This is a genomic window from Micromonospora sediminimaris (assembly GCF_016863575.1).
Taxonomy (GTDB): domain Bacteria; phylum Actinomycetota; class Actinomycetes; order Mycobacteriales; family Micromonosporaceae; genus Micromonospora; species Micromonospora sediminimaris.
Genome location: NZ_BOPD01000015.1, coordinates 13,366 through 26,110, shown reverse-complemented (window position 1 = coordinate 26,110; position 12,745 = coordinate 13,366). Strand labels below are relative to the sequence as shown.

Here is a 12,745-nt window from a genome sequence, read left to right as displayed (position 1 = left end):
GAAAGGCGGGTAGCGGGTGGCGTACCGTCGGGTCGTGGTGAGCGACGGCGGCCCGGACTGGCGAGAAGCGCGACAGCAGGCGGTGTTGGCGCACGCGGCGGCCGCGCAGCGGCGCCGGGAGGCCGAGCAGGCGGAGGCGGCAGCGCTGGTCGGCGCGTTCGTCGCCGAGGCGCGGCGGCGCGGCCTTGCCACCACCCGACTTGTCGCCCGTTCCTATGACGGCCGGGCCCGCTATCGGACCGGCCTGCACGGCTGGTACATCGACCGGGCGCACAGCCGGGCTGTCGACGTGGACGGCCGTTTTCACCTGCTGACCGTGCCGCGCTCGCTGCGCGCCCGGCTCCTCGGCGCGGATCCGCAGCCCGACCCGGCCCCGCTGATCGTCGGCGAGGGTGCCCGGGACGGCGAGTCGCTACCACTGCGGATCATGTTGCAACGGCGGCTCGACGCGGGCGACGCAGACCTCTGACCAGCGGCTACGCGACACACCCGAGCTGACGCGGCGCGCCGGGACGCGTGTCCTTTGCGTGTCCTCGCGGGTTGACGTGTCGGGATCCGTGTCGACTGTCGCTATTTTCCGATGTCACGAGCGGTCAGTCTGATACAACCCGTTTGTCTGCTATGACCGGTTGACGTACGGAGGTCAGAACGGTGCCCGTATCCTCGGTGACCGCGCCGACACGCCCGCCCCGGCCCGCGCGGCCGGACGACCCGGTCAAACGGCTGTTCGACGTGGTCGTCGCGACCGCGTTGCTGCTGCTGACCGCGCCGCTGATGGCGGCAGTCGCGGCGGCCGTCGCGGTGCGGCTGGGCCGACCGGTGCTGTTCCGGCAGTGCCGCATCGGGCGGGACGATCGACCGTTCGAGTTGATCAAATTTCGCACCATGCGGGCACCTGATTCGGCCCGGGGGCTGCTGACCGACGCCGACCGGCTCACCCCGCTCGGCCGCTGGCTGCGGGCCACCAGCCTGGACGAACTGCCGACGCTCTGGTGCGTGCTACGCGGTGACATGAGCATCGTCGGTCCCCGACCGCTGCTGCCGGAGTACCTCAGCAGGTACTCCCCCACCCAGGCGCGACGGCACGAGGTCCGCCCGGGCATCACCGGGCTCGCCCAGGTACGCGGGCGCAACAGCCTCGACTGGGACGCCAAGTTCTCGCTCGACGTGGAGTACGTGACCAGCCGCAGCCTCCGCCTCGACCTGTCGATCCTGGCCGCCACCGTCGGCACGGTGCTGCGCCGGGACGGCATCTCGGCCGACGGCAACGCCACCATGCCCGAGTTCCTCGGGAGCCGACGATGACCGACACCATTCTCCTGTCCTCGCCGGACATCGGACCGCTGGAGGAGTCGTACCTGATCGCGGCGCTGCGCTCCGGCTGGGTGGCGCCGGTCGGTCCGGATCTCGACGCCTTCGAGCGGGAGGTCGCCGCCCGGGTGGGCACCCGGAGCGCGGTGGCGGTCAGTTCCGGCACCGCCGCGCTGCACCTAGCGCTGCTGGGGCTTGGCGTCGGCCCGGGCGATGTGGTGCTGGTACCCACGCTGACCTTCGTCGCCACCGCCAACGCGGTCCGCTACACCAGGGCCCGACCGGTCTTCGTCGACTGCGATCCGCGCACCGGCAACATCGACGTCGCGCTCGTCGCTGAACTGCTACATGACCTGCGCTCGCGTGGGGAGCGGATCGGCGCGGTGATCCCGGTCGACATGTTCGGCAGCTGCGCCGACTACACCGCGCTGCTGCCGATCTGCGCCGCCGCAGGCGTTCCGGTGATCGAGGATGCCGCGGAGGCGCTCGGCGCCACGCATCTCGGCCGGCCGGCCGGTTCCTTCGGCCGGGTTGGTGCCCTCTCCTTCAACGGAAACAAGATCATGACCACCTCCGGCGGCGGCATGCTCGTCGGCGACGACCTGACGTTGCTCGACCGGGCGCGACACCTGTCCACCCAGGCACGCGAGCCGGTGCCGCACTATGAGCACCTGGAGACCGGTTACAACTACCGGTTGAGCAACCTGCTCGCGGCGTTGGGCCGAGCCCAGCTGATTCGGCTGGACGGCATGATCGACCGTCGGCGGCGACTACGCGACCGGTACGCCAAACTCTTCGCGCCGGTACCGGGGGCCGACCTGGTCGGCGCCGAGGACACCGGATCGAACTGCTGGCTGACCAGCATCCGGGTGGACCCGCGCCGTTCCGGCTGGACCGCGGCGGACCTGGCCGCCCACCTGGCCGCCCGGCACATCGAGACCCGTCCGGTGTGGAAACCGATGCACCTGCAACCGGCGTACGCCGACACGGAGAGCCGGCTCACCGGAGCCGCCGAGCGGCTTTACGCCGAGGGGTTGACCCTGCCCAGCGGCAGCGCTCTCACCGAACCGCAGGTGACCGCCGTGCTCTCGGCGATCGACGAGTTTCTGGTGGCACGGACCGGAGTCCCGGCGGCGTGACGGTACCCCTGGTCATCGTCGGCTGCGGCGGACACGGTCGGGAGATCCTGACCATCGCCCGCGCCGTGAATGCCGCTGCCCTCCTGCCCCGTTGGCAGGTGCTGGGCTTCGTGGACGACGGTCCGAACGAGGTGAACCTCAAGCAGATGCAGCAGCTCGACGTGCCGTACCTCGGGGGCATGGCCTGGTTCGCCGAAGCACCCGCCGACACCCATCACGTCATCGGCGTCGGTGACCCACGGATCCGGCGTGCGGTCGCCGAACGGATCGACAGGTACGGGGTGCCGGCGGCCAGTCTCGTACATCCCGACGCCACGCTCGACCCGGACCTGCGGCACGGCCCGGGTCTGGTCGCCTTTGCCGGGGCACGGGTCACCACAAACGTGACTCTCGGGCGGCACGTGCATCTCAACCAGAACTGCACCGTCGGGCACGACTGCGAACTCGCCGACCACGTGTCGGTGAATCCGCTGGCGGCGGTCTCCGGGGAGTGCCGGCTGGCGGAGGGCGTACTCGTCGGCACCACCGCCGCCGTGCTGCAGGGGTTGCGGGTCGGCCGGGACAGCACCGTCGGCGCGGGCGCCTGTGTGGTGCGTGACGTGCCCGCCGGCGTCGTGGTCAAGGGCGTGCCGGCCCGCTGACCGCTCCGGTCACCAGGACCGATGAGCCGGCTGGTCAGCCTGCCCGAAGCGATTCGCCATCAATCGCCGAAAAGCCAACAAAGCACTCATACGGCATGTAACAAGGACAGGAGCGTATTGCTCCTTCCGCTCGCCCCGGGCGGAAGTGGTCGACAGCACAGGAGCCGCAGATGCGGGACACACAGACCAGCCGGCACCCGGACCCGACGGCGCGCCGGAGCAGGATCCGGTGGCGCACCCTGGCGTTCCTCGCCACCGACGCCACGGCCTGGGTGGGTGGGTTCGTCGCTGCCGCCTGGACCCGCTACGAGTTCGCCCTGACCACCACCCAGCTGACCCGCGCCGCCGGCTGTGGATTGATCGCCGCCGGGCTGCACGTGGCGGTGGCCGGGGCGCGCCGGGTGCGCTCGGGACGCCACCCGCTCGGCAGTCTCCAGGAGGTTCGCGGGCTGGCCGGAACCGCCCTCACCACGGTCGCGATCGTGCTGCTCGGCGTACTGCCGGCACCGGAACGGCCGGTGCCGGCGAGCACGCCGCTGGTCGGCGGCGCGCTCGCCCTGCTGTTCATGCTCGCCGTCCGCTTCGTCTACCGGCACCAGCGCGACCTGGCCCTGCGCCCGGATGTTCGCTCGTCGGCCCCGGTACTGCTGTTCGGGATGGGCGACGCCGGCCAGGGCCTGCTCCGCGCGCTGCTCACCGACCCACGCAGCCGCTACCGGCCCGTCGGTGCCCTCGACGACGACCCGGACAAGCGCAACCTCTGCGTCGACGGCATCCGGGTGCTCGGCGGGCGCGGTGACGTCGCCGAGGCGGTACGCCGCAGCGGCGCCACCACCGTGATCTTCTCGGTCGCGAACGCCGACGCCGCGCTCATCCGGCAGATCCGGGAGGCAACCCTGAACACCGGCGCGGCGTTCAAGGTGCTCCCGCCGGTACGCGACCTGGTCGACCACCGGATCACCGTGACCGACGTACGCGACGTGCGGATCAGCGACCTGCTCGGCCGCCGGCAGGTGGTCGCCGAGATGGCGGTACGGACCAACGGCCTCACCGGCCGGCGGATCCTGGTCACCGGCGCCGGTGGGTCGATCGGCTCCGAACTGTGCCGCCAGGTGATGAAGGCCGACCCGGGCGAGCTGATGATGCTCGACCGCGACGAGTCCGCGCTGCACGCCCTTCAGATGTCGCTCAACGGCCGCGCGATGCTCGACGGACCCGAACTGATCCTGGCCGACCTGCGCGACGACGAGGCGATCCGGCGGATCATCCGGGACCGCCGCCCTGAGATCATCTTCCACGCCGCCGCGCTCAAGCACCTCACCCTGCTCGAACGGCACCCCGGCGAGGCGGTCAAGACAAACGTGTGGGGCACCCTGTCGGTGCTCGACGCCTGCCAGGACGTGGCGAAGTTCGTCAACATCTCCACCGACAAGGCCGCCGACCCGATAAGCGTCCTGGGCTACTCCAAGCGGATCACCGAACGGCTGACCGCGCACGCCGCCTCACGCTTCCCCGGCACCTTCCTCAGTGTCCGCTTCGGAAACGTGCTGAGCAGCCGAGGCTCGGTGGTCACCGCCTTCCAGCGACAGATCGAGGCGGGCAACCCGCTCACCGTCACCCACCCCGAGGTGACCCGGTACCTGATGACCATGCAGGAGGCGGTGCACCTGGTGCTCCAGGCCACCGAGATCGGCCGTGACGGCGAGGCACTCGTGCTCGACATGGGCGAGCCGGTACGCATCGCCGACCTCGCCCGACAGATGGCCGAGCAGGCCGGCAGCGACGTACCGATCGTTTACACCGGCCTGCGTCCGGGCGAGAAGCTGCACGAGGACCTGCTCGGCACCGGCGAGACCGACGCCCGCCCGCTGCACCCGCTGGTGTCGCACGTCGCGGTGCCTCCGCTCGATCCGCTGGAGGTCAGCGGCCTGGACCCGTTCGACGACCCGGCGAAGGTCATCGCCGAACTCGCCCGCCTCAGCGGCCAACCGGCCGGTCGCGTCAGCGACACCGTCCTGGGTGGCCTCCCGCTGCCCCGGTAGCAGCCACCGCACCGACGAGGGCTGGTGACCGATCCCGGTCACCAGCCCTTGTCATCGCTCACCGACGGATGCCCGCCCAGTCGTGGTGCCGTCGCACGGTCGACAGGATGAAGTTCACCACCAGTCGGGACGTATCGGTGACCTGGTAGTCAGCCGGACAGGAGACGCCGGCCACCGCCACCTGGTCGATCGCCACCCGGACTGCCTCGACGATGCCGTCACGGTCCAGGCCCGTCATGATGATGCCTCCGGCGTCGAGCGCCTCCGGGCGCTCCATGGAGTCGCGCAAGGTCACCGCAGGGAAGCCGAGGATCGCGGCCTCCTCGCTGATCGTGCCGCTGTCGGAGAGGACGCACCGGGCCTGGGTCTGCAGGCGTACGTAGTCGAAGAAGCCGAAGGGCTCGTGGAAGGCGATGCCGTCAAGGTCTGTCCCATCGTCGGTCAACGACTCCAGCCGTTTGCGGGTACGTGGATGGGTGGAAACCAGCACGGTCAGGCCCCACTCGGCACGGACGGCCCGCAGGCAGTCGAGCAGCCGCCGCAGTCGGGCGGGATCGTCCACGTTCTCCTCCCGGTGGGCACTGACCACGAAATACCCCCCGGGCTCCAGCTCCAACTGGTGCAGAATCGGTGACGCCTCGATCTCGGGCCGGTAGTGGTCGAGCACCTCCCGCATCGGCGAGCCGGTGTGCAGGATCCGTCGAGGATGCAGTCCCTCGGCGAGCAGATTGCGGCGAGCGTGCTCGCTGTAGACCAGGTTGAAATCGGCGACGTGATCGACCAGACGGCGGTTGGTCTCCTCCGGCACGTTGAGGTCGAAGCACCGGTTTCCCGCCTCCATGTGGTAGACGGGCACCCGCATCCGCCGTGCCATCACCGCAGCGATGGCGCTGTTGGTGTCGCCGAGCACGAGTAGCGCGTCCGGCCGCAGCTCGCGGATCGCTTCCTCGACGCCGACGAGGACGCCACCGAGCACCCGCCCGAGCGAAGACGTGTCCACCCGAAGAAAGCGGTCGGGCTCCCGAATCCTCATCTCCGCGAAGAAGACGTCGGACAGCGACCGGTCCCAGTTCTGGCCGGTGTGAACGAGCACATGGTCGACCGTTCGGTCAAATCGCTCCGTGATCCGGGACAGCCGAATGATTTCTGGTCGCGTTCCCACCACGGTCATGACCCGCGTCATCGCCCCACCCTTCGCACGGCCGGCTCCGAACATGGGCCGGCAACGGACCGTGGTTTAACGAATCAAACGGTCCGGAGGTAACGTTAATGAAGTGCGAGCAATCGTCATTTTGTTGAATCTTAGATCGATTCCTCAATCGCGACTCACCCAGAGTTGTGGAGCTGTATGGTCCGATTCGATGCGAATCACCAGCTCCCCCAGGGGCCGCAGGGAAAGACAGGAGGAAATGTGGATTCCTCGCTTTCGGACCGCCATTTCTTGATCACCGGCGGCACCGGCTCCTTCGGGCAGACGATGGTCTCCCGGCTGCTCCAAGCCGGTGCCGCAGAGGTCCGCGTACTCAGCCGCGACGAGTCCAAGCAGGACGCCATGCGACACCGGCTGCGCGACGACCGGGTGCGCTACTACGTCGGGGACGTCCGGGATTTCGACAGCGTCCACAAGGCGGCGCGAGGTGTTGAGTTCGTCTTCCACGCGGCAGCCCTGAAGCAGGTGCCGTCCTGCGAGTTCTTTCCGTTGGAGGCGGTCCGGACCAACGTGCTGGGCAGCGCCAACGTCGTCGACGCCTGCGAGCGCAACGGCATCGAGACACTGGTGCTGCTCAGCACGGACAAGGCCGTCTACCCCATCAACGCGATGGGCATGACCAAGGCGCTGATGGAGAAGGTCGCCCAGGCGCACGCGCGGAACAACCCGTCGGCACGGACGCGGGTCTGCTGCGTCCGCTACGGCAACGTCATGTATTCGCGGGGCTCGGTCATCCCGCTGTTCATCGAGCAGATCCGCAACGGCCTGGCTCCGACGGTGACCGAGCCGAGCATGACCCGGTTCCTGATGTCGCTGGGGCAGTCCGTCGAGCTGGTCGAGCACGCGTTCCGACACGGCGAGCCCGGCGACATCTTCATCCGCAAGGCGGGCGCCTGCACCATCGCCGACCTCGCTACCGCGCTGTGCAACCTGTTCGGCGTTCCGGCGAAGTTCGAGGTGCTCGGCACCCGGCACGGCGAGAAGTTGTACGAGACGCTGGCCAGCCGGGAAGACCTGGCTCGGGCCGAAGACTTCGGCGACTTCCTGCGGGTACCGATCGACAGCCGCGACCTCAACTACGCCCTGTACTTCGACGAGGGCGACACCCGCCAGGAGCACATCGCGGACTACCACTCGCACAACGCCCGGCGGCTCGACGTCCCCGAGATCATGTCGCTGCTGCTGACTCTGCCGGAGGTCCGTGCGCAGTTGGACGAGGTCGGCCAGCCGACCGAGTTCCGGGACACGTGAGCGGGACCGAGGCGGTCGACCCGACGGTCACCCGGGTCGCGTTGATCAGCCAGTTCTTCCCGCCAGAACCGGTGCCCATTCCGCTGGGTCTCACCCGCTGCCTACGCCGGCAGGGCTTCGAGGTGGACGTACTGACCGGGGTGCCCAACTATCCGACCGGCATCGTCCACCCGGGTTACTCACACCGGCGGCCAGTCGTAGACCACGTGGACGGCCTCCGGGTGTTGCGGACTCCGTTGCACCCCAGCCACGACCGGTCCGCTGCGGGCCGTGCCACGAACTACCTGAGCTGGGCGACGTCCTCAACGCTGTTGGGCGCGTCACTCCTGCGTACCGCCGACGTAGCGCTCGTCTACTCGTCGCCGGCCACTGCGGCGACCGCAGCCCTGGCCGCCCGGCTGCGGTGGGGAATCCCGTACGTGCTGATGGTGATGGACCTCTGGCCAGACTCGGTCTTCGCCACTGGTTTCCTCACCCGCGGTCTGGCTCGCCGGGTAGCGGAGACGACGCTGAGCCGGTTCACAGATGTCGCCTACCGTCAGGCCGAACACGTCACCGTCCCGTCCCCCGGGCTACGGGAAACGCTCGTCGCACGAGGTGTGCCCACGGAGAAGGTGTCCGTCGTCTACAACTGGGCCGACGAGAAGCTCATGCAGCCGACCGAGCCCGACCCGCACCTGCGCAACAGTCTGGGCCTGTCGCCCGACGACTTCGTGGTGCTGTACGGCGGGAACCACGGACCGGCGCAGGACCTCGGCGTCGCGGTCGCGGCCATGGGCCGGCTCCGCGACCTGACCGACGTTCACCTGGTGCTGGTCGGCGACGGGGTTAGCAAATCGGCTCTGCGTACGACGACTGCCCAACTCGGCCTCCGTACGGTCCATTTCGTCGACCCGGTCCCACCGGAGCGCATGGCCGCCGTGATGGCCGCTGCCGACATCCAGCTCGTCTGCCTCGCCGACGAGCCGCTGTTCCGGATCACCATGCCGAGCAAGGTGCAGACCATTCTCGCCTGCGGCCAACCGATCCTGTCCTGCGCACCCGGCGAGGCCGCCCGGGCGGTGGCCGACGCCGGTGCCGGATTCACCACTGCTCCGGGCGATCCGCAGAGGCTGGCCCAGACCATCCGGCTGGCCCACGCCACGCCTCGCGCGCAGCTAAGGGCGATGGGGCAGGCCGGTCTCGACCACTACCGGCTTCTCATGAGCGAGGCGGCCAACGCCCAGCTCCTCGCCGAGCTGCTGGCCGCGGCGGCCGCGAAGGGCGGCAGCAGGCCCGACCGAAAGCGGGTGCGACGATGAACCGACGGATACTCGTCCTGGGCGCCACCGGAATGCTCGGGCACACCCTGATGCGGGAACTGCACGACGCCCCCGGCGTCGAAGTGCACGGCACCGCGCGGAGCAGCGCCGGCTTGCCGCCGACGGTCGCAGCACGAGTCAGCACGGGGATCGACGTGCTCGCCCACGGGCGGATGGGCCGCCTGCTCGACCAGGTCGCCCCCGACGTGGTGGTCAACTGCGTGGGCGTGATCAAGCAGCGGCCCGAGGTACAGAACGCCGTACACACCGTCACCGTCAACGCCCTGTTCCCGCACCAGCTGGCCGAGGAGTGCGTACAACGCGGCGTACGTCTGGTGCACGTCAGCACCGACTGCGTCTTCTCCGGCGACCGGGGCGGCTACGTGGAGACCGACATCCCCGACCCGCCGGACCTGTACGGCCGGTCGAAGCTGCTCGGCGAGGTCGACCGCGCACCGGCCCTGACGCTGCGCACGTCGATCATCGGCCACGAGCTGAGCGGTCACCGTTCCCTGGTCGACTGGTTCCTCTCCCAGCGTGGCGTTGTGTCCGGCTACACCAAGGCGATCTACAGTGGCATCACCACCGTGGAGTTTGCCCGGCTGCTGCGGTCGGTGGTGCTGCCGAGAGAGGACCTCACCGGCCTCTACCACGTGGCGGCGACGCCCATATCGAAGTACGAGCTGCTCAAGCTGATTGCGGACACGTACGGCTGGACCGGTGACGTCGTCCAGCACGACGCATTCGTCTGCGACCGCTCCATGAATGCCGACGCCCTGGCGCAGGTCACCGGGTACCGCCCGCCCTCCTGGCCGGAGATGATCTACCGTCTGGCAGAGGCACGGGTGCGGTGGACCCGTAACGGCTTCGTCTCCGTTAGCCGAGAAGCCACCACACGACGACTGTCATCGAACGGGCCACCCGGTATGGCGACTGCCCCTCTCTCGCGGAGCTGACGCAGATGATCACCCTTTTCCTTCCGGTCCTCGGACTCGCCGTGGTTCACTACGCGGTCGCGATGCGCCGGTACGGCCTACTCACACCAGACGGCCTCTTCGTGGTCTGCCAACTGCTGATGCTCTACGGCACCGTGCGGCTTGTCGACATCGAGTCCGAGACAGAACTGTTCTACGCACAGCTAATGGCCGCCGCTGTAGCTCTATACATCATCGCCAGCATGGTGACCAGTCTGGCCATGCAGCACTTCGCACGCCAGAGCGGGACCAGGGCCGTGAACTCCGACTATTCGGTCACGTTGGTAGCGCCTACTGGTTCAATCCTGTTAGTTATCGCAGTATCGGTCGTCGTGACGGTCGCCTACTTCACCGCCGTCGGATACAGCGCCTTCTTTCTTGGCCTGCAGGGCCAACTCGACGGGACACCGGCGGATATAGCCAACCTGCGCCTTGATTCGTATGCCGGCGAAAAATACCTGTTCCCAGGATTCGTCAATCAGTTTAAAAACGCCATCCTGCCAGCACTGACCCTCGTGGTAGCCGTGTGGTCGTTCAGCCGAGGCGGCCTCGTCGCACGGGCGGGCTCGGCGGCCCTCATTGTGCTGTCCGCTGCCGCGCTGCTAGGCACCGGGCAACGTGGCGCCTTGGTCGTGTTCCTGACCACCGCGATTGTCTACGCCTACCTGCACAACCGGCGAAGCCTGCCACGGGCGGCCGTCCTCCCGATCGTGCTGGGGCTGCCCCTCGTGATGCTGGCGACCTATGTCCTGGCTCGGCGTGACGGGCAGAGCGAAAGTCCGCTACGAGCCGTGACAGCCGATCTCATCGACCGCTTCGTGCACGACAACCAGGCGTCCGGCATCGCCGCCTTTAACTACACGTCCATGCTGCCGGTTCGCAATGGCGGCGAGTGGCTTGAGGGACTACTCAGTGTCCTGCCCGGCCACCGCGGAAGCACACTCAGCTCCGAGATCTTCTATACCGTTTACTGGTCCACCCGCGGCACGTCTCCACCATCGCTCTGGGGCTCAATCCACTACAACTTCGACACGGTTGGACTGATTGTCCTGGCCGCCCTGTTCGGCATCTCGCTCCAAATCCTCACCCAGCGCTCCCTGCGCAGACGGCGGTACAATTCTCTTCAATTGGTGGGAATTGCAGGGATCACCGTCGTTCTCGGCACCTGGATCGCTGGCGGAATCGAGACGCCACTGAACGTCGGCTTGGTCAGCTACCTCGGACTGTGGTTTTGGGGCGGACGGATGGGCGGCCGGCGGCGGCATTCAGCCACCCGTGCAGATCGGACGGCCGCGACGTCGCGGCCCTTCGAGGTACCGGCACCCGACATCTATCGGCCGGGTCACGCAGCAGCCGGGCAGCAGGTCTCCGGACGGGTCTGACCGGCGTGCGGATGCTGTCAGACAGGAACACCCCCGATGACATGACATTGGGCAATGCTCCTCGGCGGCACCGGGCCGCTTTCCGCTGGTGCTACCGCCAGCGGCTGGGCAGCAGCCACCGGGGAGTATTGAGCATCGCCTCGGGAAGCGCCGGAGGACAGTTGCTCCTGCTGCTCGCCGCACCGGTACTCGCCCGAATGTACAGCCCGGCCGACTTCGGGGCCTTCGCCGTACTCGGCACGCTCGCCACGACCCTAGGTGCGGTGGCCTCTGGCCGCTTCGAACTCGCGGTGCCACTACCGGAGCGGGACCAAGAGGCCCACGACCTAGTGGCGGTGGGTCTGCTGGCGGCCCTCGGTACGGCGCTGGCCGGCACAGCCGTGCTCATGGTGGCCAGAGGCGAAATCGCGGCGCTGTTCAACCAGCCGGCACTGTCGTCGTGGTTGTGGCTGACACCGTGGACGGCAGCGGCGATTGCCGCCGTCCAGGTGCTAAACCAGTTGGCCATCCGGTATCAGCGATATCCCGCAATTGGCCGGCGCAACTTTTTCCAGGCCGGCGCAACCTTGCTGACACAGATCGGTGCCGGGCTGATGGGGCTGCGGGTCGGAGGCCTGGCCCTGGGGCTGGGCGTCGGCCAGACCGTGGGCGCGCTCAGCCTCCTCCCCGGCATGCGCCGCCGGAGCGGTGACGGGAAGCCAGAGACACGCCACCGCAGCCTGTGGCGGACGGCCCTCAAGCACCGAAGATTTCCCCTGCTACTCGCTCCGTCGGGGCTGCTCAATGTGCTGGGGCTGCAACTTCCCGTCCTGCTAATCGCCTACTACTACGGGAGTGCGGTAGCCGGATGGTTTGGCTTCACCCAGCGGGTGCTCGCCATTCCTGTCGGGCTGCTTGGTCTAGCCGTCGCGCAGGTGTACCTTGCCGAGCTGTCACGGGCAGCGCGGACAGGCGGCGGACAGGCAGCGGCGCTTTTTCTGCAGGTCAGCCGGCAACTGGGGATGGTCGCCGCTCCCGGGGCACTGCTCATCGCCTTCGCCGTACCACCTGCCTTTACGCGGGTGTTCGGGGCCGAGTGGAGCACGAGCGGCACGTACGTACAGGCGCTGGCCGTCTTCACAGCGGCGCAGCTCGTCGGTTCATCGCTGTCCCAGACCCTGATCGTCTTCGGAAGGCAGGGTCTTCAGCTCGCTTGGGACGTGGGCCGGCTGCTTCTGGTTGCAGCGGCGGTCATGATCACCGCTCGGTCCGGAGGCTCGGCACTGGCGGCGGTGTGGGCATTCGGCCTCTCCGCAGCCAGTGCCTACGGCGCATCCTGGCTACTTTCGTACCACGTCGTCACGAGCGCACGCGGGCAGGAATCGTCGCACAAGTCAGAGCAGGCGCCTCCCGCCCTAGCAGACAGCCGGTGACGTCGATGCCTCGGTACCTCTGCTGGCTGGCGGACCGCCCTGCGCAAGGGTACTCGCAACGCGGAGAACCTCTGGTTCGTTG

At 68.4% G+C, this 12,745-nt stretch carries 11 protein-coding genes; 10 read left to right on the top strand and 1 reads right to left on the bottom strand.

Features of this window, described 5'->3' with window-relative positions:
• Positions 1-34 precede the first annotated feature (34 nt).
• The 5 genes from Vse01_RS13145 to Vse01_RS13125 all read left to right on the top strand — a co-directional run bounded on the left by Vse01_RS13145 (position 35) and on the right by Vse01_RS13125 (position 5,133).
• Positions 35-469 carry a hypothetical protein gene (locus Vse01_RS13145; RefSeq protein ID WP_093404887.1) on the top strand — a complete coding sequence of 145 codons (435 nt, stop codon included), beginning with the start codon at positions 35-37 and terminating at the stop codon, positions 467-469.
• Between the two features lie 182 nt (positions 470-651).
• Positions 652-1,305 (top strand): sugar transferase, encoded by a 654-nt coding sequence (locus Vse01_RS13140; protein WP_275415495.1) that lies wholly within the window; start codon positions 652-654, stop codon positions 1,303-1,305.
• Positions 1,302-2,450, top strand: a complete 1,149-nt coding sequence (locus tag Vse01_RS13135) for an aminotransferase class I/II-fold pyridoxal phosphate-dependent enzyme (RefSeq protein ID WP_093404724.1) — start codon at positions 1,302-1,304, stop codon at positions 2,448-2,450. The genes Vse01_RS13140 and Vse01_RS13135 overlap by 4 nt, the downstream gene beginning before the upstream one ends.
• On the top strand, positions 2,447-3,091 hold the full coding sequence (locus Vse01_RS13130) for an acetyltransferase (RefSeq protein ID WP_093404727.1): 645 nt from the start codon (positions 2,447-2,449) through the stop codon (positions 3,089-3,091). Before Vse01_RS13135 ends, Vse01_RS13130 begins: the two co-directional genes overlap by 4 nt.
• 170 nt (positions 3,092-3,261) lie before the next feature.
• Positions 3,262-5,133 (top strand): polysaccharide biosynthesis protein, encoded by a 1,872-nt coding sequence (locus Vse01_RS13125; protein ID WP_093404731.1) that lies wholly within the window; start codon positions 3,262-3,264, stop codon positions 5,131-5,133.
• 58 nt (positions 5,134-5,191) lie between these two features.
• Here the strand turns inward: Vse01_RS13125 and wecB are convergent, their stop codons facing one another.
• Positions 5,192-6,304: a non-hydrolyzing UDP-N-acetylglucosamine 2-epimerase gene (gene wecB, locus Vse01_RS13120; RefSeq protein ID WP_239104280.1), complete on the bottom strand. Its 1,113-nt coding sequence runs from the start codon at positions 6,302-6,304 to the stop codon at positions 5,192-5,194.
• 240 nt (positions 6,305-6,544) lie between these two features.
• Between wecB and Vse01_RS13115 the strand changes: the two genes are divergently transcribed.
• From Vse01_RS13115 to Vse01_RS13095, 5 genes are read left to right on the top strand one after another with little or no spacing between them, the layout of a single operon-like run.
• Positions 6,545-7,594, top strand: coding sequence for a polysaccharide biosynthesis protein (locus tag Vse01_RS13115; RefSeq protein WP_275415494.1), 1,050 nt, complete (start codon positions 6,545-6,547; stop codon positions 7,592-7,594).
• Complete coding sequence (locus Vse01_RS13110; protein WP_093404736.1) at positions 7,591-8,895, top strand: glycosyltransferase family 4 protein; 1,305 nt, start codon at positions 7,591-7,593, stop codon at positions 8,893-8,895. The genes Vse01_RS13115 and Vse01_RS13110 overlap by 4 nt, the downstream gene beginning before the upstream one ends.
• Complete coding sequence (locus Vse01_RS13105; RefSeq protein WP_093404739.1) at positions 8,892-9,851, top strand: dTDP-4-dehydrorhamnose reductase family protein; 960 nt, start codon at positions 8,892-8,894, stop codon at positions 9,849-9,851. The genes Vse01_RS13110 and Vse01_RS13105 overlap by 4 nt, the downstream gene beginning before the upstream one ends.
• A gap of 5 nt (positions 9,852-9,856) precedes the next feature.
• Positions 9,857-11,251, top strand: coding sequence for an O-antigen polymerase (locus Vse01_RS13100; RefSeq protein WP_093404741.1), 1,395 nt, complete (start codon positions 9,857-9,859; stop codon positions 11,249-11,251).
• A gap of 11 nt (positions 11,252-11,262) precedes the next feature.
• On the top strand, positions 11,263-12,663 hold the full coding sequence (locus Vse01_RS13095; RefSeq protein WP_093404744.1) for a lipopolysaccharide biosynthesis protein: 1,401 nt from the start codon (positions 11,263-11,265) through the stop codon (positions 12,661-12,663).
• Positions 12,664-12,745: the final 82 nt, after the last annotated feature.